The organism is Microbacterium sp. BWT-B31, from assembly GCF_041379855.1.
Lineage (GTDB): Bacteria > Actinomycetota > Actinomycetes > Actinomycetales > Microbacteriaceae > Microbacterium.
In genome coordinates this window covers 241380-263421 of record NZ_JBFECU010000003.1, presented here as the reverse complement: position 1 = coordinate 263421, position 22042 = coordinate 241380, and the positions used below count along the sequence as shown (strand labels likewise).

Here is a 22042-nt window from a genome sequence, read left to right as displayed (position 1 = left end):
GAGGAATGTCGACCCTCAGCGACCTGGTCTACGCGCAAGGACGATCCAGCGATCCCGATGTCGAGTGGCTGCACAGGCTCGCGGGCGACGGTCAGCTGCTGGCGGACCTCGCCTTCGCCGACATCGTGATCTGGGCCCCCACGGCGGACGACTCGTTCGTCGCCGTCGCCCACACCAGGCCGAGCAGTGCGGCGACGTTGTTCTACCGCGACATCGTCGGCGATCGCGTCCGTCCCCAGTGGCGCACGCAGGTGCGCGAGGCGTTCACGACCGTGCGTATCGTCGACTCGGCGTCGCCGGACTGGTTCGAAGAGACCCCCACCCGCGTGCGCGCGGTGCCGATCGTGCGCGAGCCCGCGCGCGCAGGCGCGCAGCCCGTCGCGATCGGCGTGCTCACCCGCCACACCAATCTGGGCGAGACGCGCACGCCGTCGAGGCAGCAGATCACGTTCAACGACTGCGCCGACGACCTGTTCGGCATGGTGGCCGCGGGGGACTTCCCCGATCTGTCGGCCCCGACCGGTCCGCGCCGAGGCGCGCCGCGCGCGTCCGACGGACTCATCCGGCTCGACGTCGACGGCATCACGACCTTCGCGAGCCCCAACGCGTTGTCAGCGTTCAACCGCCTCGGCTTCGACGACGAGCTCGAGGGCGAGTCCCTCGTCGAGGTGGTGACGGGCATCCTCCCCGAGAAGCGGCAGTTCGACGAGTCCCTGCCCGTCGTGGTGACCGGGCGTGCGCCGTGGCGCACCGACATCGAGGCCCGTGGGGTCACAGTCTCGCTGCGGACGATCCCGCTGCGCGACCACGGCACCCGCATCGGGGCCATCATGCTCTGCCGCGACGTCACCGAGATGCGTCACCAGGAGCAGGAGCTCATCACCAAGGACGCGACGATCCGCGAGATCCACCACCGGGTCAAGAACAACCTGCAGACCGTGGCGTCGCTCCTGCGCATCCAGGCGCGGCGCACGCACTCCGACGAGGCCCGCGAGGCGCTCACCCAGGCGATGCGGCGCGTGTCGGCGATCGCCGTCGTGCACGACACCCTGTCGGAGGGGCTGACCCAGAGCGTCGACTTCGACGACGTGTTCGCCCGCGTGCTCAAGCTCGTCGCCGAAGTGGCATCCGCCCCCAGCACCCGCGCGAAGACGCGCTCCACCGGCCGATTCGGCACGCTGCCGAGTGAGTACGCGACGCCGCTCGCCCTGGCGCTCACCGAACTGGTGACCAACGCCGTCGAGCACGGCCTCGCCGGCCAGGAGGGCGATGTCGAGATCATCGCCGACCGCACCGACGAGGTTCTGTCGGTGCGCGTGCGCGACAACGGCGTGGGCCTGCCCGAGGGTCAGGTCGGGCGCGGGCTGGGCACGCAGATCGTGCGCACGCTCATCCAGGGCGAACTGAGCGGCACGATCGACTGGCACACGCTGGTCGGCAACGGCACCGAGGTGACGATCGAGATCCCGATGCGCTATATCGAGCGGCCCAAGAACTGACCGAGCGGATGCCGCGGAAGGTGCCACGACACGCTTGGGCGGGTCTGGATACGCCGGCTCCGCCGGCTAGTCGACCGTTACCCACCTCGAAGCAAGGCCGTTGCGCGGCATTGCTGCGAATCGCGTCAAGAGGCGCGGCGGGCGCGAGCGGCGCGGCGCTTGAGCGCACGGCGCTCGTCTTCGGACAGACCGCCCCACACGCCCGAGTCCTGACCGGTTTCGAGGGCGTACTGCAGGCAGACCTCGGTCACCGTGCACCGGGCGCACACCGACTTGGCCTTCTCGATCTGGTCGACAGCCGGTCCCGTGTTGCCGACGGGGAAGAACAGCTCGGGGTCGACAGTGAGGCAGGCGGCCTTGTCGCGCCAATCCATAGGGGTGCTCCTTGATGCGGAATGGTGGTCGAGAGCAGAGCCCGGATTCGGGTTCCGATACTCTGTTGTGAGTGCGAGCAGAACTCGCCCCACGACGCTGTGGGAGCACTTTGCTTCGTCAATCGTCCCATAGCCATTCACCTGAATCAAGGGTTTGCCCCCCTGGTTCTGTGGCATTGCCTGGGAGTTCGCCCATTGCGGTGGATGAATCCCACAATGCCGTCCCACCCCGTGAGGATTGCCGCAATCATGCCTACAAACCCCGTCACCCGTGTCGCGGCGGCCCTGGTCGCACTCGAGGGACTGGCCCTTCTCGCTCTGCTCGGGTGGCAGATCGTCGCGGTCGTGCAGGGCGACACCGAGTCGATCGACAGCGCGCTGGCGCTCGTCGTGCTCAGCGCCGTCGGCGCGGCCGCGGTGTGCGCGTTCGGGGTCGCGATCTGGCGCGGCCGGTCGTGGGGTCGCTCAGGCGGGATCGTCACGCAGGCGCTCATCCTCGCCGTCGCACTCGGCGCGGCGACGGGCGCCTACGCGCACCCGCTCACAGGACTCGCGATCGCCGTTCCCGCGATCGTCACCCTCGCCCTGCTCATCCTCACGGCCCGCGACGCGGGGCGCGCCGCGCGCGACGGGGCATCCGGCGACCGCTGACCGCGTTCATCGCCGGCCGCACCCGCCGGATGCGCACCCGCCCGCGGCCGGCGCATCACACGCCGAGCAGCGACCGCAGGCGCGCGACATGGCCCGTCGCGCGCACGTTGTACAGCGCGTGCTCGATGCGCCCTTCGGCGTCGAGCACGAAGGTCGAGCGGATGACGCCCTCGACGCGCTTGCCGTAGTTCAGCTTCTCGCCCCACGCGCCATATGCCTCGTGCACGGCATGATCGGGGTCGCTCAGCAGATCGTAGGTGAGGGCGTCGCGCTCGCGGAACTGGCGCAGCTTCGCCGTGTCGTCGCGAGAGATTCCGAGCACGGTGTAGCCGGCGGCCTGGAGCGGTGCGAGGCTGTCGCGGAAGTCGCATGCCTCTTTCGTGCATCCGGGCGTCATGGCGGCCGGGTAGAAGAACAGGATCACGCGTCCCGCGCGCAGCGACGCGAGCGCCACCTCGCGGTCATCCTGGTCGACAAGGGTGAATTCGGGAGCGGGGGAGCCGGGTTCGAGCCTGAGTTCGGTCACCCTTCCAGGCTACGGTCCCCGCGCGATCGGCGGGCGGGGACCGCGCGGAGGTTCACTTCTCGGCGAACGTCGCCAGCAGCCGCTGCAGCGAGTCGAAACGGGCCGCGCCGGTCGGGCCGAGCAGGCCCCCCTCGACCGCTTCGGCGATCGCGCAGTCCGGGGCATCCGGCAGGTGGGTGCAGCCGCGCGGGCATTCCTTGGCGATCTCGTCGAGATCGGTGAAGCCCTTGAGGATGTTGGCCGGGTCGACGTGGCCGAGACCGAACGAGCGGACACCCGGGGTGTCGATGACCCACCCCGCGCCCGCCGGGCCGCGATAGCGCAGCGACACCGTCGAACTGGAGGTGTGCCGGCCGCGACCGGTGACGACGTTCACGTGGCCGGTCGCGCGCCCCGCGGTGGGCACCAGCGCGTTCACGAGTGTGGACTTGCCGACGCCGGAATGCCCCACGAAGACCGTCGAGCAGCCCACGAGCGCCTCGCCGATGCGCTCGACCGGCATGTCGTCCCGCGCGCTGGTGAACACCAGCAGGTCGAGCCCCTCGAAGTGCGAGAGAAAGCGGGCAGGGTCGGCGAGATCGGTCTTGGTCACAACGAGCATGGGCCGGATGCCGGCATCCAGCGCGGCGACGAGGTAGCGGTCGACCAGCCGTTCGCGCGGCTCGGGATCGGCCGCGGCGACGACCACCAGCATCTGGTCGGCGTTGGCGACCACGATCCGCTCGACCTGGTCGGTGTCGTCGGCCGAGCGGCGCAGCAGCGACGTGCGCGGCGCGATGCCCACCATGCGGGCCAGGGTGCCCTCGGCGCCGGACGTGTCACCGACGATGCGTGCGAGGTCGCCGGTGACGATCGGGGTGCGGTGCAGTTCTCGCGCGCGCACCGCGAGCACGGCGTGCTCCTCGGGGAGGTCCTCGTCGACGAGGACCGTATAGCGCCCTCGGTCCACACCCAGCACCCGTGCGATCTGGGCGTCCGCGTGCGCGGGCCGGCGCTTGGTGCGGGGCCGGTTGGCCTTGGGGTTGGGCCGCACCCGCACATCCGCCTCGTCGAAGTCGGGCTCGTCGTCGTCATCGTCCGGGCCGAGCCAGCTCACCGTGCGCAGCCCCTCACCGAAGACACCTCATGTCACGACGCGAGGTTGCGCACCCCGTGCGGGCGGGTCGACACATCGTCGGGATCGCCGTCGAGCATGCGCCGCCACAGCTGCGCGAACTGCGGCATCGTCTTGTTCGTCGTCGAGATGTCGTCGACCTCGACCCCGGGGACTGCGAGGCCGATGAGGGCTCCGGTGGTCGCCATACGGTGGTCGTGGTGCGCGCGCCACACGCCGCCGTGCAGGGGGCGCGGGATGATGCGGATGCCGTCGTCGAGTTCGTGCGCCTCGCCGCCGAGGCGGCGCAGCTCGCCGACGAGCGCGGCGATGCGATCCGTCTCATGGCCGCGGATGTGGCCGATGCCGTAGAGGGTCGTGGGTGCGTCGGCGAACGCTGCGAGGGCGAAGATGGTCGGCGTGAGCTCGCCGGCGGCCGACAGGTCCAGGTCCACCCCGGTGATGCTGCCGCCGCCGGTGACGGTGAGCGCGCCGCCGCGGCGCACGACGCGCGCGCCCATGATCGACAGGATGTCGCCGAGCATCGCGCCCGGCTGCGTCGAGTGCGCCGGCCAGCCCTTGACCGACACCGAGCCCCCGGCGATCATCGCCGCCGCGAGGAAGGGCGCCGCATTCGACAGGTCCGGCTCGATCGCGAGGTCTTTGCCCCGGAGCGTGCCCGCGGGAACGATCCACTCGCCGGCGGCGGGACGCTCCACGTGGACGCCACGCCGGCCGAGCGCCTCGACGGTCATGTCGATGTGCGGGATGCTGGGCAGCCGCGAACCGGTGTGGATGAGGTGCAGGCCCACGTCGAAACGCGGAGCGGCCAGCAGCAGGCCGGAGACGAACTGGCTCGAGGCGCTGGCGTCCATCGCGATCTCGCCGCCGCGCACGTGGCCGTGGCCGCGGACCACGAACGGCAGGCCCCACCGACCGCCGTCGTCAATGTCGACTCCCACGTCGCGCAGCGCCTTGATCATCGTGCCCATCGGCCGGTGCAGTGCGCTCTCGTGCGCCGTGACCGTCACGTCGCCCAGAGCGAAGCCCGCGAGAGCGGCGACGAAGCGCATCACGGTGCCGGCCTGCCCGCTGTCGGCGACGCCTCCGCCCACGAACGGCCAGATCGGCGTGACGACCAGGTCGTCGCCGAACTCGCCGGCGCCCCGCTCGGGCTGGATCGACACCCCGAGGGCGCGCAGCGCCTCGACCATGCGCGCGGAGTCGTCCGAATGCAGGGGTGAGGTGAGGCGGCTGGGTCCGTCGGCGAGCGCCGCGAGGATCAGCTCTCGGTTGGTCAGAGACTTGGAGCCCGGCACAGTGAGGGCGGCGCGCAGAGGCTCGGCCGCCACCGGCGCCTTCCACGATCTGGAGGCGACCGGCTTCGTCCGAGGGGAATACCCATGAGCAGTCATTGCGTTCTAGAGTACTGAACCCCGTCTCGGAACCCGCGGAATGGACACGGATGATTACCACGCTCGATCGGCGGATGCCGCTCCCGGCGTCCTCCGTGCCGCCCGGGCTAGGCTGGCCGGTGATGAGCGATCCGTCAGACGCACAGGTTCCTTCCCTTGAGGCCGCCCTCGATCAGCCCGAGGCGTCGGACCCTCGCGTGCAGTTCGAGGAGCAGGCGCTGCCCTTCATGGACCAGCTGTACGCGGCGGCGATGCGGATGACCCGCAATCCGGCCGACGCCGCCGACCTCGTGCAAGACACCTTCGTGAAGGCGTTCGCCTCGTGGAAGACCTTCACGCAGGGAACGAACCTCAAGGCGTGGCTCTACCGCATCCTCACGAACACGTACATCAACACGTACCGCAAGAAGCAGCGCGAGCCGTACCAGGGCACGATCGACGACCTCGAGGACTGGCAGCTCGGCGGGGCCGAGTCGACGACGGCGACGAGCACGCGCTCGGCCGAAGCCGAGGCGATCGACCGGATGCCGGCATCCGTCGTCAAGGACGCCCTGCAGTCGATCCCCGAGGACTTCCGGCTCGCGGTGTATCTCGCAGACGTCGAGGGATTCGCGTATCAAGAGATCGCGGACATCATGAAGACCCCGATCGGCACGGTCATGAGCCGTCTGCACCGTGGCAGGCGGCTGCTTCGCGACCTGCTCGCCGACTATGCGAAAGAGCGCGGCATCGCCGCGGCGACCGAGAAGCGCGGCCCGGCGGCTGCGACGAGGAGCAAGAGATGACCGATTGCGGCTGTGACAAGGCGCTGCGCAACCTCGAGGAGTTCCTGCGCGACGAGGTGTGCAAGACCGAGTACGCCGATATCGCCGAGCACCTGGCCAACTGCCCCGGCTGCGCAGACGAGGCCCACGTGGCGCGCACCCTGACCGATGCGGTGGCGCGCGCATGCCAGGAGAAGGCTCCCGACGAGTTGCGCACGCTCGTGATCGAGAAGCTTCGTGCGGCGGGGGTCGCCACGGGCTGATCCACGTGCGGCCGACCGGGCTCAGGGCGCGGCGGCCGGTGCGAACACCGTGAGCGCCTTGGGCACCACCTCGACGGACAGGGGGAGCGACCCGATGGGGTCGCCGTCCGCGTAGGCGGTGACCTCGGGCGCCGAAAGCCGGATCGCCTTCGCGCGATACGTCGACACTTCGGGAACGCTCGTGTGCGTGCCCTGGTACACGCGGGGCAGCAGCCGCAGCAGCCGCAGGCGCGAGGGCGCGCGCACCAGCACGACGTCCAGGAGCCCGTCGGCAGGGTCGGCGTCGGGGCAGATCGGGATGCCGCCGCCGTAGGACGTGCCGTTGCCGATCGTGGCCATCATCAGGTCGCGCGCGATCCGCTCAGTCGTGCCGTCTTCGAGGTCGACCTCGACCTCGAACGGGATGCGCGCGAGCGCGAGGAACTCCAGCAGGATCGCGATGCTGTAGCGGGAGCCTCCGCGCGGCCACCGCATCGCGTTCGCGCGGTCGTTCACGCGCGAGTCGAAGCCGCTGGCCAGCACGCTCCCGAACATCTGCGTCGAGCCGTCCGCCCGTGTGACGCGCGCGAGGTCGATCGTCCGCCGGTCGCCCGCGGCGATGGCCTGCGCGGCGGCTGCGATGTCGAGCTCCTTGAGACCCAGGGCGCCGCCGGCGAAGTCGTTGCCGGTTCCGGCAGGGATGATCCCGAGGGGGATGCCGGTGCCGGCGAGCTGCTGGATCGCGAGGTTCACGGTGCCGTCGCCGCCGGCGACCACGACCGCGTCGGTGCCCGAGGCGATCGCCTCGCGCACGAGGTCGCTGGACTCGGCCGCGCTTCCGCCGCTGATGATCGTCGTGCGGATGCCGTGCTCGCGCAGGTGCAGCGCCGCCTGCGGGGCGGCCCCCGTGTGCGCTCCGGCGCGCGCGGCGGGGTTGGTCAGCAGCGTCACGTTCACGCGATGCCGTCCGGCGGCGGCACCAGGGCCCCGGGGTTCATGATGCCGTTCGGGTCGAGCGTCGCCTTGACGGCGCGCAGCACCGCCACTCCCAGCGGCCCGATCTCGGTCTCGAGGTACGGCCGGTGGTCGCGGCCGATCGCGTGGTGGTGGGTGATGGTCGCGCCGGTGCGGCTGATGGCGCGGGAGGCGGCATCCTTCGCCCCCGCCCACTGCCGGGCAGGGTCATCGCCGAGCGCGGCGACGACCGTGAAGTACAGCGAGGCTCCGGCGGGATACACATGCGAGATGTGGCACAGCACGATCGGCCTGGTGCCGCCGGGGGTCAGGCTGTCGCGCAGCGCGTCGGCGACCGCCTGCTTCAGCGCCGGGAGCCCCGCCCACGTCGTCGCCGTCTCGAGCGTCTCGGCGAGCACGCCGGCCCCGAGCAGCGTGTCGCGCAGCGCGGGGGAGTGGAAGCGCCCGCGCTCCCACGAGCGGGAGGGCTGCTCACCGAGCGGTTTCGCGCCGTGTGCGCGCAACACCGCCCCGAGCGCGTCGAGCACGAAGGCGGCGTCCGCGTCGGACTCGCCCTCGCTCGTCGCGACGGCCAGGCACCCGCGCAGACGCAGCAGATGGCCGCCGAGCGCCGCGTTCACGCGCGTCTCGGTCTCGTCGCTCAGCCGCAGGACGGTGGGGCGGATGCCGCGCTGGGTCGCCTCGCGGAACGCGGCCGCGCCCGAGGCGAAGTCCGGGAACGCCCACGCGCCATACGCGGTCGCGGCGGGGGTGGGCCGGATGCGCACGGTCACCTCGGTGAGCACGCCGAACGCGCCCTCCGAGCCGAGGAACAGCTCGCGCAGGTCGGGCCCGGCGGCGCTGGCCGGTGCGCGCCCGAGGGCGAGGTCGCCGGTGGGCGTGGCGACGCGCAGCGCGTGCACGAGATCGTCGAACCGGCCGTAGCCGCGCGAGGCCTGGCCGCTGGACCGCGTGGCGGCGAACCCGCCGATGGAGGCGTACTCGAAGCTCTGCGGGAAGTGACCCAGCGTGTATCCGTGCGCGCCGAGGAGCTCCTCGGCCTGCGGGCCGGTCGTGCCCGCGCCGAAGGTCGCCAGAAGCGAGGTCTCGTCCAGCCCGAGGAGGGCCGCGGTGCGCGCGAGGTCGAGCGAGATCACCGCGCGGTGGGAGCCCGCGTCGGGCTGGACGCCGCCCACCACGCTCGTGCCGCCGCCGAAGGGGACCACCGCGATGCCGCGCTCGTCGCACACCCGCAGCACCGCGAGCACCTCGTCGTGGCCTGCGGGTGCGATCACGGCGTCCGGAGCGGACTGCGGCGCGTGCGAGCGCCTGGCGAGCAGGTCGGGCGTGCTCTTGCCGCCCAGGTGCAGCATCCGCACCGCATCGTCGCGGGACGCGCCGTCGTCGCCGACGATCGCGGCGAGGGCGGCCAGGTCGGCGTCGTCCAGGCGCGAGGGGACCAGCACGGGACCGGGGATGCGCGGGATCGGGTGGGGCCGGCCCGGGATCAGCGTCGTGAGGAGAGCGCGCGCGGCAGCGGGCAGCTTCGCGGCATGGGTTCCCCAGGCGTCCCAGTCGGAACGTTCGCGCGGCGCCGGAACAGCGACGGGCCGGCGCTCGGGCGGCGTCGCATCCATGGTGACCAGTATGTCAGTGGCTATCGTGGTCGCATGGCGCCCACTTCCGCCCGATCTCGACGCCGAGACGCTCGGCCGCGCGCACGCGGCCGAGGCGCGCAGTGACGGGCGGCGTCGGACCAGTGCCGCACGCGCCCGGGTCGAGTGCGCTCCACGCGCGTCGCCGTGCCCGTGAGCTCTCGGCGCTCGCGGACCATGCCGACATCGACATCCTCGTGATCGGCGGCGGCATCACCGGAGCGGGACTCGCGCTGGATGCCGCATCCCGCGGCCTTCGCACCGTGCTGATCGAGCGCCACGATCTGGCCAGCGGCACCAGCCGGTGGAGCTCGAAGCTCGTGCACGGCGGCCTGCGCTACCTCGCCTCGGGCCAGTTCGGCATCGCCCGCGAGAGCGCGTCGGAACGCCACCTGCTGATGACGCGCATCGCCCCGCACCTCACGAGGCCGATGGCGCAGGTGGTGCCGCTGTATGCGCCGGGGCATATGACGCGCGGGGCATACGTCGGTCTCGGATACGGCCTGGGCGATGGTCTGCGCCGCCTGGTCGGCACTCCCGACGCGGTGCTCCACGCGCCGGGCCCGATCGGCCGCGACGAGACGCTCCGCCTCGCGCCCGCCGTGCGGGCCGACGGGCTGCGCGGAGGCATGCGCGGGTGGGACGGACAGCTCATCGACGATGCTCGCCTGGTCGTCGCCGTCGCGCGCACGGCCGCCGGGTACGGGGCATCCGTCCTCACCCGCGTCGAAGCCGTGGCGGCGACCGGCGACGGCGCGCGCCTGCGCGACGCCGTCAGCGGAGAGGAGTTCGACGTGCGCGCCCGCGCCGTCGTGAACGCCACCGGCGTGTGGGCCGGCGGGCTCGACCCCGACGTGCACCTGCGGCCCAGTCGCGGCACGCACCTGGTGGTGGACTCCGCCGTCTTCGGCGGCTCCCGCGCGTCGCTCACGGTGCCCGTGCCGGGCTCGAACAGCCGGTTCGTGTTCACCGTTCCCGCCCCGCACGGGCGCACCTACATCGGGCTCACCGACGTCCCCGCCGAGGGCGACCTGCCCGACGTGCCCGTGCCCGCCGACAGCGAGGTGGACCTGCTGCTGGACGTCGTCAACACCGTGCTGGCGGTGCCGCTTGGCCGAAGCGACCTCTCGGGCGCGTTCGCAGGGCTGCGACCGCTGCTCACCGACGAGCGTCACGACCAGACGAGCGACCTGTCGCGACGGCACGCGATCCTCGAGTCCTCGACCGGGCTCCTGAGCGTCGTCGGCGGCAAGCTCACGACCTACCGCCGCATGGCCCAGGACGGCATCGACGCCGCCGTGCGCCTGCGGTTCGACGCGGGCGAGGCGCCGGCGTCGCGCACGACGACGCTTCCGCTCGTCGGCGCGTGGCCGCGTGAGCGGCTCGACTCGATCCACGCCGCGCCGCGACTGGTGCGCCGATACGGCGCCGAGGCGCCGTTCGTCGCGCGGCTGGCCGATGGCCCCGCGGCGGCGCGCGGCGTCACCGCGCAGGAACTGCGCTGGGGGATCGTCGCCGAAGGGGCACTCACGGTCGAGGACCTGCTCGACCGCCGCACCAGACTCGGGCTGGTCGCCGCCGACAGGGACGAGTCGACGGATGCCGCGCTCGACGCCTTCGCGCGCGCGGGCGTCGATCCGCTCTGACCCGGGCTCGGCGCTCGTCCGTGCCGGAGGCGATCGCCTCACGGACCGGGCAGCGCTGCCGCCGCGGTGACGATCGTGGTGCCGCTGCCGTGCTCGCGGGGCGGGTGGTTGGGCCACACGACGCGCGCTAGCATCAAGACAGCGTCACCGCCGGGCGGCCGGTTGCGGGGCTGCCCACATCGCGGACCGGGGGTTCAGACATGAGGCGGATCGGTATCGGCGGGGCGGTGCTGGCTATCGGCCTTCTGGCGCTCAGCGGGTGCACGGCTGACCCCGATGATCCGCCGCAGCCCACGAACACCGAGTTCGGGCAGCTGTACACGCAGTCGGTCGACTGGGGCCAGTGCGGCGAGGACTTCGGCGTGAACGGGGACCTCACCGCCTACCTCAAGGCGCAGGGCCGCTCCCTCGACGACATCACGTGCGCCATGATCGAGGCGCCGCTCGACTGGGAGAGCCCGGACAACCGCGAGACGATCGAACTCGCCGTGATGCACGTGCCCGCCACGGGTCCCGAGAAGCGCGGGACGCTGTTCGGCAACCCCGGCGGACCCGGCGCCTCCGGCATCGACTACGTCCTGGGCATGATGGGGACGCCTTCGTTCGCCCCGATCCTGGAGCAGTACGACCTCATCGGGTTCGATCCGCGGGGCATCGGCCGAAGCGCGCCGCTTCGCTGCGACGTCGAATCGACCATCCGCGAGGTGCAGCTCGCGGTCTGCGCCCAGCACAGCCCGCTGGCACGCACGATGGGAACCTCGCAGGTCGCGCGCGACATGGATCTGCTGCGCGCCTTGCAGGGCGAGCGCCGGCTCGACTACCTCGGCTACTCGTACGGCACGATCCTCGGCGCCACGTATGCCACGCTGTTCCCGGAGCGGGTCGGACGCATGGTCCTGGACAGTTCGATCGACAGCAGATGGGCGTCTCCCTCGGGCAGCTTCGCCCAAGCGTTCGCGATCTCGGACCAGCTCGCCTCGCTGTTTCGGGAGTGCGGTGCGCTGTATCCGGTCGAGGTCTGCCCGCTCACGACTGAGGACGACATTCTGTCGATGACCCAGCGCCTGAACGAGACACCGCTCGTGGCGACCGACGGCACGCAGGTCAACGGTGAGATGCTGATCGGCTACGCCACGAATTCGCTGTACGGCCGGGATGCCGGCCGCGTCATCGCACTCGAGAACATCGGCGGCGCACTCGCCGGCGAGCAGCAGCAGATCGACGACATCGCCAAGGCGATGGCGGGCGGAGGCGCTGCGATCGACCTCAGCGGCCTGATCGTGACGTGCCACTCGATGCCCGACGACCCGGACATCGTCGGCCTGCTCGCAGAGATCGACTCAAGGGGCATGCCGAAGCTGCTCGGCGGTCCACAGATCACCGACGAGACCATCGCGCCGTTCGCCGATGTCTCGTGCGGCGCGCTGCCCGGCGCCGGCGACGACCTCGAGGCCTTCAAGGGACCGGTGAACACGACGATCCTCATCATCGGCATCACCGGCGACCATGCCACTCCGTTCGAGAGCGGCAAGAACCTGGCGAAGGAGCTCGGCAACACGCGGTTCCTCACCCTCGAAGGCCACGGCCACGGCGCGTCGTACACCGGCAAGTCCACGTGCATCGACGACGCGACGACGGCGTTCCTGCTGGACGGCGATCTGCCGCCCGACGGAACGGTCTGCCAGAGCGACTGACGACGAGGGCGTCGACGGATGCCGTTCTCGCGGCGTTCGCGCGAGCGGGCGTCGACCTGCTCGCAACGCTGCGGCGCGGCATCCGGATCCGGCCGCTGACGCCCCCGCGCACCCGGCCAGACACGGCGATGCCGCCTCGCGCGGGCGCGGGACGGCATCGTCGTGCGGCGGGCTCGCCCGCCTGGCTCAGCGGGCGAGCGCCCGTGCGATCAGATCGGCCTGCTCGGCCGCGTGCACCTTGGGCGAGCCGGTCGCCGTCGAGGCGGCCGCCGCGCGCATGACACCGCGGATCGTGCGCCCGTGCAGGTGCTTGACCACCTCGAGCGCGATGAACGGCCACGCGCCCTGGTTCTCGGGCTCGTCCTGCACCCAGACCAGCTCGGCGCCCGGGTAGCTGTCGATGACCGCGTTCAGCTCGTCGATCGGCGCGGGGTAGAACTGCTCGACGCGCACGAGAGCGATCGACGGATCGGGGTTCTTGTCGAGCTCGACGCGCAGATCCCAGTGGATCTTGCCCGAGTGCAGCAGCACGCGCCGCACGGCCGACTTGTCGACGCCGCGGTCGTCGTCCAGCACCGGCTCGAACCGGCCGTCGAGGAAGCCGTCGACCGGGCTGGTCGCGCCCCGCAGGCGCAGCATCGACTTCGGCGTGAAGACGACGAGCGGGCGGCGCGGGCGCGCGTAGGCCTGGCGGCGCAGCAGGTGGAAGTAGGACGCGGGCGTGGAGGGCCGCGCGATGGTCAGGTTGTCCTGCGCGCACAGCTGCAGGTAGCGCTCGATGCGCGCCGAGGAGTGGTCAGGACCCTGGCCCTCGTACCCGTGCGGCAGCAGCAGCACGACGCTCGACTGCTGACCCCACTTCTGGTCGGCGGCCGAGATGTACTCGTCGACGACGGACTGGGCGCCGTTGGCGAAGTCGCCGAACTGGGCCTCCCACATCACGAGCGAGTCGGCGCGCTCGACCGAGTAGCCGTACTCGAACCCCATCGCGGCGTACTCGCTGAGCAGGGAGTCGTACACCCAGAACCGGCCCTGGCTGTCGCTCAGGTTCGCCAGGGGCAGCCATTCCTGGCCGTTCGCGCGGTCGTGCAGCACGGCGTGACGCTGCACGAACGTGCCGCGACGCGCATCCTGCCCGGCGAGACGCACGTTCGTGCCCTCGACCAGCAGCGAGCCGAACGCCAGTAGCTCTCCGAACGCCCAGTCGATCTGGCCGTTGCGGCTCATGTCGAGGCGCTTGTCGAGCAGCTGCTGCAGCTTCGGGTGCACCGTGAAGCCGTCGGGCTTGTTGACGAACGCGTCGCCCACGAGCTCGATCACGCCGCGCGAGACGCCCGTCGTCTCGGGCTCGCCCACCGCCGCCGGCTCGACGATCTCGGCGTCGATGACGGGAGAGGACCCGGTCTCGGCGGCGTGGGTCTCGGCGAAGGCGATCTCGAGGCGATCCTGGAAGTCGCGCTTGGCCTGGTCGTACTCCTCCTCGGTGATGTCGCCGCGGCCGACGAGGGCCTCGGTGTACAGACGGCGCACCGAGCGCTTCGCCTCGATGAGGTTCGTCATCAGCGGCTGCGTCATCGACGGGTCGTCGCCCTCGTTGTGCCCGCGACGGCGGTAGCACACGAGGTCGATCACCACGTCGCGGTGGAACTCTTCGCGATAGCGGACCGCGAGCTCGGCCACCCGCACCACGGCCTCGGGGTCGTCGCCGTTGACGTGGAAGATCGGCGCCTGGATCGTCTTGGCGACATCGGTCGCGTAGACCGACGAGCGGCCGTCCTGCGGCATCGTCGTGAAGCCGACCTGGTTGTTGACGACCACGTGCACCGTGCCGCCGGTGCGGTAGCCGCGCAGCTGCGACATCTGGAGCGTCTCGAAGACGACGCCCTGGCCCGCGAACGCCGCGTCGCCGTGCACCAGGATGGGCAGCCACGCGAAAGTGCCGATGGGCTTGCGGTCCTGCTTGGCGCGCACGATGCCTTCGAGAACGCCGTCGACGGTCTCGAGGTGGGACGGGTTCGCAGCGAGGTACACCGGCAGCTCGGTGCCGGCATCCGACACGAACGTGCCTTCGGTGCCCAGGTGATACTTGACATCGCCCGAGCCGCTCTTCGAGCCGATCGCGACCGACCCCTCGAACTCGCGGAAGACCTGGCCGTACGTCTTGCCGGCGATGTTGGTCAGCACGTTGAGGCGGCCGCGGTGGGCCATGCCGATCGCGGCTCCGTCGAGACCGGAGCGCGCGGACTCCTGAAGGATCTCGTCGAGCAGCGGGATCAGCGACTCGCCGCCCTCGAGGCTGAAGCGCTTCTGGCCGACGTACTTCGTCTGCAGGAACGTCTCGAAGGCCTCTGCCTCGTTCAGCTTCGACAGGATGCGCAGCTGCTCGTCGTGCCCGGGCTTCTGATACTTGACCTCGACGTTGCGCTGGAACCACGCGCGCTGCCCGGGGTCCTGGATGTGCATGTACTCGATGCCGATCGTGCGGCAGTACGAGTCGCGCAGGACCCCCAGGATGTCGCGCAGCTTCATGACGCGCTTGCCGCCGAAGCCGCCGGTCACGAACTCGCGGTCCAGGTCCCAGAAGGTGAGGCCGTGGGTCTCGATCTCGAGGTCGGGGTGGGTGCGCTGCACGTACTCGAGCGGGTCGATGTCGGCCATCAGGTGCCCGCGCACGCGGAACGAGTTGATGAGCTCCTGCACGCGAGCCTGCTTGTCGACGCGCTCGGCCAGGTCGACGTTGATGTCGGCCGCCCAGTGGATCGGCGCGTAGGGGATGCGCAGCGCCGCGAAGATGTCTTCGTAGAAGCGGCGCTGGCCGATGAGCAGCTCATGCACCTTCTTGAGGAACTCGCCCGAGCCGGCGCCCTGGATGACGCGGTGGTCGTAGGTGCTGGTCAGCGTGATCGTCTTGCCGATGGCGAGCTCGTTGAGCGTGCGGTCGCTGGCCCCCTGGAACTCTGCCGGGTACTCGAGCGCGCCGGCGCCGACGATGCAGCCCTGCCCCTTCATCAGGCGCGGCACCGAGTGGACCGTGCCGATGCCGCCGGGGTTGGTGAGCGAGACCGTCGTGCCCTGGAAGTCGGCCGCCGTGAGCTTGTTGCCGCGCGCGCGGGAGATGAGGTCCTCGTACGAGGCGAGGTACTCGGTGAAGGTCAGGGTGTCGGCGCGCTTGATGCTCGGCACGAGAAGGGCACGGGTGCCGTCGGGCTTGGGGATGTCGATCGCGATGCCGAGGTTCACATGCGCGGGGGCGACCACCGACGGCTTGCCGTCGATCTCGGCGTAGAACACGTTCTGGCTCGGGAAGTCCTTGAGCGCCTGGATGAGCGCCCATCCGATCAGGTGGGTGAAGCTCACCTTGCCGCCGCGCGTGCGGGCCATGTGGTTGTTGATCACGATCCGGTTGTCGATCATGAGCTTCGCCGGGACCGTGCGCACGCTCGTGGCGGTGGGGACGGCGAGCGATTCGTCCATGTTCGCGGCGAGGGTCTTGGGCATGCCGCGCAGCACCGTGACGGCGTCCTGCTCGCTGGTGGCCTCGGCAGTCGATGGGGCAACGGCCGGCGCCTGCGCCGGGATGGGCTGCGGGGCGGCCGGACGCGCGGTCGTGCGCGCGACGGGCTGCGCGCCGATGACGGGGATAGGCGCGGTGACCGGGCGGGGCTCGGATGCCGCCGCGGGCGCCGCCGCGGAAGCGGGGACCGTCGGGGCGGACGGCACTCGGGGCGCCTCGGTCGTGTCGACCGGGTGGTACGCGTCGAGGATCGGCCACCAGGCCTTGTCGACCGAGTTCCGGTCGGCCTTGTACTGCTCGTAGAGTTCATCGACGAGCCATTCGTTGGCTCCGAACTCGCCTTCGTTCGAAACACCGACGCCCGTCACTTGGCTCGACACGCTCGATCGCCTGCTTTCGTGGGATTTAGAGGAAGGTGCGGGGACCGACGTTGGCCCGCGAGCACGATTCTTAAGCGTAACCCAGGTCGCCGCCGTGTTCTTCGGGTGAAGGATGCGGGGCCAAGACGATTCGGCAACATTATCCCCACCGGCAAGAATGGCTAACCTTGCTGGACATGGAGTTCTACGGAGACCGGCCGGACGTCGACCTGACGTATTCGGATGTATTCCTCGTCCCACGACGCTCAGCGGTGGCGAGTCGACTCGACGTGGATCTCTCTCCGCGAGATGGCACGACCGCGACGATCCCGATCGTCTCGGCGAACATGAACTCGGTCACCGGTGCGCGGCTGGCCGCGACGCTGGCCCGCCGCGGCGGGCTGGGGGTGCTGCCGCAGGACATGCCGCTGCAGGAGCTCGACGCGGCGATCCGCTGGGTCAAAGCCCAGCCCGTGCAGTGGGACACGCCGCTCGTGCTCCCGCCGGAGGCGACGGTGGCAGATGCCGCGCGGCTGCTGACGGCGACGACCGGATACGGCATCGTGGTGGCCGCCAAGCCGGCCGGCGACCTGTACGCCGAACTGCACGCCGACGACGTGCTCGGGATCGTCCCGGCCACGCGCCTGGGCACGGCCCTCGCCGACGCCCGGCTGGGCGATCTCGCGCGCGGGCGCGCCGCCTCGATCGACGCGGAGGACGTCACCACGGGTCGCCAGGCGTTCGACCTCATCACGGCGGCCGACGCCGAACTCGTGTGCGTTCTGCGCCACGGGGTGGTCGTCGGGACGCTGTCTGCGCGCAGCGCCCTGCGCTCGGCGATCTACCAGCCCGCTGTCGACGCGTCCGGCCGGCTCATCGTGGCCGCCGCCGTCGGCATCAACGGCGATGTCGCGGCCAAAGCGCGGGCGCTCGCCGCCGCCGACGTCGACGTGCTCGTGGTCGACACCGCGCACGGGCACCAGGAGGGCATGCTCTCGGCCCTGCGCACGATCGCCGACCTCGACCTCGGCATCCCGCTGGCAGCCGGCAACATCGTCACCGCCGAGGGCGTGCACGACCTCGTCGTCTCGGGCGCGTCGATCCTCAAGGTGGGTGTGGGCCCTGGTGCGATGTGCACGACCCGGATGATGACGGCGGTCGGTCGGCCGCAGTTCTCGGCGGTGCTCGAAACCGCCGAGGCGGCGCGGCTGATGGGCGCGACCGTCTGGGCCGACGGCGGCGTGCGCTACCCCCGCGACGTCGCGCTCGCCCTCGCAGCGGGGGCATCGGCCGTCATGATCGGCTCGTGGTTCGCCGGCACGATCGAAGCTCCCGGCGAGCTGCTGATCGACGCCGACGGGCGGGCGTACAAGGAATCGTGGGGGATGGCATCCACCAAGGCGGTGCACGAGCGCTTCGGGCGGCTCGACCCGTACGAGCTTGCTCGCAAGGAGCTGTTCGCCGAGGGCATCTCGTCGTCGAAGATCTACCTCGACCCGCTGCGGCCGGGACTCGAAGACCTGCTCGACATGATCACCTCCGGCATCCGCTCCTCTTTCACCTACGCGGGTGCGGCCACGGTGCCCGAGTTCCACGATCGCGCGCGCGTCGGCCTGCAGTCGGCGTCGGGCTACGAGGAGGGCAAGGCGCTCCCGGTCAGCTGGTAGCGGTTCCCGGGACGGATGCCGCGGCTCGGCCCGTGCGCCCCGGCTCGGCCCGTGCGCCCCGGCTCCGCGGCGAACCGACCAGGAGTGCTGTGCTTCCGTGCGACTGCGCCGCATCGATGTGCCGCATGTGCACCTTTGTGCAGCACTCGCGGTGCGGGGCCTCGATCACGGGCGGGGCCGAGTGCTGGGCAGGCCGTCGCGCGTGAGGATGTCGTAGATCCGACGCGGATGGTCGGCGTCCGCGGCCTCCCACCGCGAGAACGCGTGCACCTCGCGACGTATCTCGTTCTCGCGGTTCTTCTCGTCGATGACGGCCTGCTCGGGCGTGCGGCCGTCCAGGAACACGGGGTCACGGTACTTCGCACGGCCGTCGATCTCGCACCAGTGATCCTGCTCGGGAAAGCACAGGTCCGCGTACGCCACCCTTCCACCGGGGAGCACGCGGCGCTCCTGAAGACGCGGGGTGGGGAAGCCGAGTTCGGCGACGACGACCCGGGCCTGCGACTCGCGCACGTTCGCGGCCAGCGGAGAGGCGAACGAGATCGCGCGCTCGGCGCGTGCGACGCCGCGGCGATCCTGCTGCGACTCCCAGAGCCGGACGATCTCGAACAGGTCGGTGAGCGCGCCCTCCGGCCGGGCCTTCCACAGTGCCTGGTCGACGATCGACACCCCGCGCACGAAGGCCTCGCTCCGGGCGAGGTCGAGTGCGGTCTGCGCCGGCGTGGTCACGGCGTGCATCCCGCACGAGACAGTCTCGACGCCGGCCATGATCCGCGTGCGTCGACGCACGACGCCGCTCGAGCGGCCGCCGCTCGCGGACGGACACGACACGTCGACGAGCTCCGGCCACGCGCCGAGGACGTCGATGCGCCACAGAGCGGCCGCAGCGAAGTGCGAGAACACCACCGGTCCGCGCAGCCGTCGCGCGACCTCGGTGACCCGAAGGCGATGCCGCTCGAGAGGATCGAGCGATCGCCAATGGGTCGTGAGGACGAACGCGCCCGGGGCTACCCGCGTCCAGGTCCGGTCGTCGAGCGCGCGCCGGAGGCGACGGTTGTCGATGGGGTCGATGCGCTCGCGGCGGCGGATCACGTCGAGGTCGGTCGTCAGGTCCATCCGTCGAGCCTGGACGGAGCGCCGCCGGCCTCGACCCGTGCGGACGGGGATCCGTGCAGAACCGGTCCGCGAGAGAACCTGGGGAGGAGTGGATGCCGCGGTCGCGGCATCCACTCCTCGCCCGCCTTCGACCGGGCGACTGCTGCTGTTCGGTGCGAGTGCGGCGGATCGATGCGCCGCACTCGCACCGAACAGGCGCAGTCGCGGCGTGGCGTGGCGGGGGCACGCAGGTGGCGGATGCCGCGGCATCCGTCACCCGTCGCGAAGCGGCGGCACTGCCGTAGACTCATCGCGAGATGGACGACCCGCCGAGTTGCAGACGCCCGCCCCACGACCCCGCCCCCACGATCGGGGGTGATGCGTGATGGACTACATCATGTTGGCCGTGGGGCTCCTGCTCACGATCGGCACCGGGCTGTTCGTCGCGAGCGAGTTCGCACTCGTGAACCTCGACCGCGCCGACCTCGAAGCCCGCCGCGAGCGCGGCGAGACACGGCTGTCGATGACGATCGCCGCGCTGAAGATCACCTCGACGCACCTCTCCAGCGCGCAGCTGGGCATCACGCTCACCACGCTGCTGACCGGCTACACGATGGAGCCGGCGATCTCGAACCTGCTGCGGCCGGTGTTCGAGGCGTGGCGGTGGCCCGCAGGCGTCGTGGTGCCGCTCGCGGCGATCATCGGCGTCGCGATCGCCACGATCCTGTCGATGATCCTCGGAGAGCTGATTCCGAAGAACCTGGCGCTGGCGGTGCCGCGGCAGGCGGCGAAGTTCGCCATGCCGTTCCAGGTCGCGTTCACCACCGTGTTCCGCCCGGCGGTCGTCGTGCTCAACGGCAGCGCGAACGGGGTGCTGCGCGCCCTCGGCGTCGAGCCGAAGGAGGAGCTGTCCGGCGCACGCACGGCCGAGGAGCTCTCGAGCCTGGTGCGCCGCTCGGCGAGCGCGGGCGTGCTCGAGGAGGACACCGCGAGCCTGCTGGACCGCAGCCTCAACTTCGCGCGCCTGAGCGCCGCCGACGTGATGACGCCGCGGCCCAGCATCCACGCCCTGTCTGTCGCCGACACCGTCGACGACGTGATCCAGCTCGCCCGCCGCACCGGGCACAGCCGCTTCCCCGTGTACGAGGACTCGATGGACGACATCGTCGGCATCGTTCATCTCAAGGCCGCCGTCTCGGTGCCGCGCGAGCGGCGCGGCGAGGTGCCGGCGATGGCGCTGGCGACCGAGCCGCTGCGCATGCCCGAGTCGGTGCACCTCGACGCCCTCGTGTCGGAGCTGCGCGCCCGCGGCTACCAGATGGCCGTCGTCGTGGACGAGTACGGCGGCACCGCGGGTGTGGTCACGCTCGAGGACCTCGTGGAGGAGATCGTCGGCGAGGTGCTCGACGAGCACGACCTCCGGCAGGCGGGGATCATCCGCACCGACGGCGGGGTCGTCTTTCCCGCCGAGCTGCGCCCCGACGAGGTGCTCGATCGCACCGGCATCCGCATTCCCGAGGGCGACGTCTACGACACGGTCGGCGGGTTCCTCATGAGCCGGCTCGAGCGCATTCCGGTGGTCGGCGACAAGGTCGAGGTCGAGGACGGCACGCTCGACGTGGTCGGCATGGACGGTCGCCGGGTCGAGCGGGTGCGCTTCACGCCCACCCCGATGCCGCACGAGGCGGGAGGGACGGCCGCGACGCTCCCCGAGCCTGCTCCTGCCGACGCCGACGCGGCGCGCGCAGCCTCGGGCGCGGATCCGGCCCCCGGCGGCGACGAAGGCGGTGAGCGGCGATGAGCGACTGGGCGGGAATCGCGTGGCTGTTCGTGCTGCTGGTCGCGAACGCGTTCTTCGTGGGCGCGGAGTTCGCCGTCATCTCGGCGCGGCGCTCTCAGATCGAGCCGATGGCCGAGAAGGGATCGCGTGCGGCGAAGACGGCGCTGTACGCGATGGAGCACGCGACGCTCATGCTGGCCACGAGCCAACTGGGCATCACGATCTGCTCGCTGCTGATCCTGAACGTGTCGGAGCCGGCGATCCACCACCTGCTGGCGGCGCCGCTCGAACTCACCGGGCTGAGCGAGTCCACGGTCGATGTGATCGGCTTCGTGGTGGCACTGGTGGTCGTGTCGTACCTGCACGTCGTGTTCGGCGAGATGGTGCCGAAGAACCTCGCGTTCTCGGTTCCCGACCGTGCGGTGCTGATGCTCGCGACGCCGATCGTGTGGGTCTCGAAGCTCTTCCACCCGGTGATCGTCGTGCTGAACTGGATCGCGAACCACGCGGTGCGCCTGTTCCGCGTCGAGCCCAAGAGCGAGGCATCCTCGACCTTCACGCTCGAGGAGGTCGCCACGATCGTGAGCCAATCGCGTATCGAGGGAGTGCTCGACGACGCCTCCGGCACGGTCGCGGCCGCGCTGGAGTTCACCGACAAGAAGGCGGTCGACGTCGCGGTTCCGCTCGGCGACCTGGTGACCCTCCCCGAGGCGACGACTCCCGACCAGATCGAGCGCGCGGTCGCCCAGCACGGCTTCTCGCGCTACGTGATCGTCGACGACGAGGGCCAGCCGATCGGATACGTGCACCTGAAGGACGTGCTGCGGGCCGCCGAGCCGGCCCAGGACCCGGATGCCGCGCCGGAAGCGGCCGGAGCCGTCCGGCCGCTTCCGGCTCGGCGCATCCACCGCATGGTGCCGGTGCTCGAGTCGACCGACCTCGAGGACGCGCTCGCCCTCATGCGCCGCGCGGGCAGGCACCTCGCCCAGGTTCGCGACGACGAGGCCCGCACCACCGGTGTGCTGTTCCTCGAGGACGTCATCGAGGAGCTGATCGGCGAGATCCAGGACGCCACGCGCCGCGGCATCCGTCGCTGACAGGCGACGACGCCGCG

Annotated in this window: 17 protein-coding genes; 9 read left to right on the top strand and 8 right to left on the bottom strand. The window is 71.2% G+C overall.

Annotated elements, in window-relative coordinates:
• Positions 1-5 precede the first annotated feature (5 nt).
• Complete coding sequence (locus AB1K54_RS05530) at positions 6-1499, top strand: sensor histidine kinase (RefSeq protein ID WP_371201723.1); 1494 nt, start codon at positions 6-8, stop codon at positions 1497-1499.
• Between the two features lie 125 nt (positions 1500-1624).
• Here AB1K54_RS05530 and AB1K54_RS05525 read toward each other — a convergent pair whose 3' ends face one another.
• On the bottom strand, positions 1625-1873 hold the full coding sequence (locus AB1K54_RS05525; RefSeq protein WP_005048317.1) for a WhiB family transcriptional regulator: 249 nt from the start codon (positions 1871-1873) through the stop codon (positions 1625-1627).
• Positions 1874-2122: 249 nt separating this feature from the next.
• Between AB1K54_RS05525 and AB1K54_RS05520 the strand changes: the two genes are divergently transcribed.
• Positions 2123-2524: a histidine kinase gene (locus AB1K54_RS05520; protein WP_371201722.1), complete on the top strand. Its 402-nt coding sequence runs from the start codon at positions 2123-2125 to the stop codon at positions 2522-2524.
• 55 nt (positions 2525-2579) lie between these two features.
• On the opposite strand, the gene bcp is transcribed toward AB1K54_RS05520, so the two are convergent.
• The 3 genes from bcp to aroA are packed head-to-tail and all read right to left on the bottom strand — an operon-like array spanning position 2580 to position 5558.
• Entirely contained in the window at positions 2580-3050 is a 471-nt protein-coding gene (gene bcp / locus AB1K54_RS05515) for a thioredoxin-dependent thiol peroxidase (RefSeq protein ID WP_371201721.1), read from the bottom strand.
• A gap of 52 nt (positions 3051-3102) precedes the next feature.
• Positions 3103-4146: a ribosome small subunit-dependent GTPase A gene (gene rsgA, locus AB1K54_RS05510; protein ID WP_371201720.1), complete on the bottom strand. Its 1044-nt coding sequence runs from the start codon at positions 4144-4146 to the stop codon at positions 3103-3105.
• Positions 4147-4178: 32 nt separating this feature from the next.
• Positions 4179-5558, bottom strand: a complete 1380-nt coding sequence (aroA, locus tag AB1K54_RS05505) for a 3-phosphoshikimate 1-carboxyvinyltransferase (protein ID WP_371201719.1) — start codon at positions 5556-5558, stop codon at positions 4179-4181.
• Between the two features lie 122 nt (positions 5559-5680).
• On the opposite strand from aroA, the gene AB1K54_RS05500 reads away from it, so the two are divergent.
• Together AB1K54_RS05500 and AB1K54_RS05495 are read left to right on the top strand one after the other, a co-directional pair.
• A complete protein-coding gene (locus AB1K54_RS05500) occupies positions 5681-6343 on the top strand; it encodes a sigma-70 family RNA polymerase sigma factor (protein ID WP_371201718.1) in 663 nt (220 codons plus the stop codon).
• Positions 6340-6585 carry a zf-HC2 domain-containing protein gene (locus AB1K54_RS05495; protein WP_371201717.1) on the top strand — a complete coding sequence of 82 codons (246 nt, stop codon included), beginning with the start codon at positions 6340-6342 and terminating at the stop codon, positions 6583-6585. The genes AB1K54_RS05500 and AB1K54_RS05495 overlap by 4 nt, the downstream gene beginning before the upstream one ends.
• A gap of 21 nt (positions 6586-6606) precedes the next feature.
• Here the strand turns inward: AB1K54_RS05495 and AB1K54_RS05490 are convergent, their stop codons facing one another.
• Both AB1K54_RS05490 and AB1K54_RS05485 read right to left on the bottom strand, forming a co-directional pair.
• Positions 6607-7515, bottom strand: coding sequence for a diacylglycerol kinase (locus tag AB1K54_RS05490; protein ID WP_371201716.1), 909 nt, complete (start codon positions 7513-7515; stop codon positions 6607-6609).
• Between the two features lie 2 nt (positions 7516-7517).
• On the bottom strand, positions 7518-9155 hold the full coding sequence (locus AB1K54_RS05485) for an FAD-binding oxidoreductase (protein WP_371201715.1): 1638 nt from the start codon (positions 9153-9155) through the stop codon (positions 7518-7520).
• A 101-nt stretch (positions 9156-9256) separates the two neighbouring features.
• Between AB1K54_RS05485 and AB1K54_RS05480 the strand changes: the two genes are divergently transcribed.
• Together AB1K54_RS05480 and AB1K54_RS05475 are read left to right on the top strand one after the other, a co-directional pair.
• Positions 9257-10819, top strand: coding sequence for an FAD-dependent oxidoreductase (locus AB1K54_RS05480; RefSeq protein WP_371201714.1), 1563 nt, complete (start codon positions 9257-9259; stop codon positions 10817-10819).
• A gap of 200 nt (positions 10820-11019) precedes the next feature.
• On the top strand, positions 11020-12513 hold the full coding sequence (locus AB1K54_RS05475) for an alpha/beta hydrolase (RefSeq protein WP_371201713.1): 1494 nt from the start codon (positions 11020-11022) through the stop codon (positions 12511-12513).
• A 186-nt stretch (positions 12514-12699) separates the two neighbouring features.
• On the opposite strand, the gene AB1K54_RS05470 is transcribed toward AB1K54_RS05475, so the two are convergent.
• Complete coding sequence (locus AB1K54_RS05470) at positions 12700-16407, bottom strand: multifunctional oxoglutarate decarboxylase/oxoglutarate dehydrogenase thiamine pyrophosphate-binding subunit/dihydrolipoyllysine-residue succinyltransferase subunit (RefSeq protein ID WP_371201712.1); 3708 nt, start codon at positions 16405-16407, stop codon at positions 12700-12702.
• A gap of 176 nt (positions 16408-16583) precedes the next feature.
• Between AB1K54_RS05470 and AB1K54_RS05465 the strand changes: the two genes are divergently transcribed.
• Positions 16584-18053 carry a GuaB1 family IMP dehydrogenase-related protein gene (locus AB1K54_RS05465; protein ID WP_371201711.1) on the top strand — a complete coding sequence of 490 codons (1470 nt, stop codon included), beginning with the start codon at positions 16584-16586 and terminating at the stop codon, positions 18051-18053.
• A gap of 165 nt (positions 18054-18218) precedes the next feature.
• On the opposite strand, the gene AB1K54_RS05460 is transcribed toward AB1K54_RS05465, so the two are convergent.
• Positions 18219-19169, bottom strand: a complete 951-nt coding sequence (locus AB1K54_RS05460; RefSeq protein WP_371201710.1) for a hypothetical protein — start codon at positions 19167-19169, stop codon at positions 18219-18221.
• Between the two features lie 364 nt (positions 19170-19533).
• Here AB1K54_RS05460 and AB1K54_RS05455 point away from each other — a divergent pair, with 364 nt between their 5' ends.
• Positions 19534-20949, top strand: a complete 1416-nt coding sequence (locus tag AB1K54_RS05455) for a hemolysin family protein (RefSeq protein ID WP_371201709.1) — start codon at positions 19534-19536, stop codon at positions 20947-20949.
• Entirely contained in the window at positions 20946-22025 is a 1080-nt protein-coding gene (locus tag AB1K54_RS05450) for a hemolysin family protein (RefSeq protein WP_371201708.1), read from the top strand. The genes AB1K54_RS05455 and AB1K54_RS05450 overlap by 4 nt, the downstream gene beginning before the upstream one ends.
• Positions 22026-22042: the final 17 nt, after the last annotated feature.

Coding starts and splice junctions, on each gene's coding strand:
- AB1K54_RS05450 (WP_371201708.1), top strand. CDS start 20,946: ATGAGCGACTGGGCGGGAATCGCGTGGCTGTTCGTGCTGCTGGTCGCG.
- AB1K54_RS05485 (WP_371201715.1), bottom strand. CDS start 9,155: ATGGATGCGACGCCGCCCGAGCGCCGGCCCGTCGCTGTTCCGGCGCCG.
- AB1K54_RS05530 (WP_371201723.1), top strand. CDS start 6: ATGTCGACCCTCAGCGACCTGGTCTACGCGCAAGGACGATCCAGCGAT.
- AB1K54_RS05455 (WP_371201709.1), top strand. CDS start 19,534: ATGGACTACATCATGTTGGCCGTGGGGCTCCTGCTCACGATCGGCACC.
- AB1K54_RS05460 (WP_371201710.1), bottom strand. CDS start 19,169: ATGGACCTGACGACCGACCTCGACGTGATCCGCCGCCGCGAGCGCATC.
- AB1K54_RS05495 (WP_371201717.1), top strand. CDS start 6,340: ATGACCGATTGCGGCTGTGACAAGGCGCTGCGCAACCTCGAGGAGTTC.
- AB1K54_RS05500 (WP_371201718.1), top strand. CDS start 5,681: ATGAGCGATCCGTCAGACGCACAGGTTCCTTCCCTTGAGGCCGCCCTC.
- AB1K54_RS05465 (WP_371201711.1), top strand. CDS start 16,584: ATGGAGTTCTACGGAGACCGGCCGGACGTCGACCTGACGTATTCGGAT.
- aroA (WP_371201719.1), bottom strand. CDS start 5,558: ATGACTGCTCATGGGTATTCCCCTCGGACGAAGCCGGTCGCCTCCAGA.
- AB1K54_RS05475 (WP_371201713.1), top strand. CDS start 11,020: ATGAGGCGGATCGGTATCGGCGGGGCGGTGCTGGCTATCGGCCTTCTG.
- AB1K54_RS05520 (WP_371201722.1), top strand. CDS start 2,123: ATGCCTACAAACCCCGTCACCCGTGTCGCGGCGGCCCTGGTCGCACTC.
- AB1K54_RS05525 (WP_005048317.1), bottom strand. CDS start 1,873: ATGGATTGGCGCGACAAGGCCGCCTGCCTCACTGTCGACCCCGAGCTG.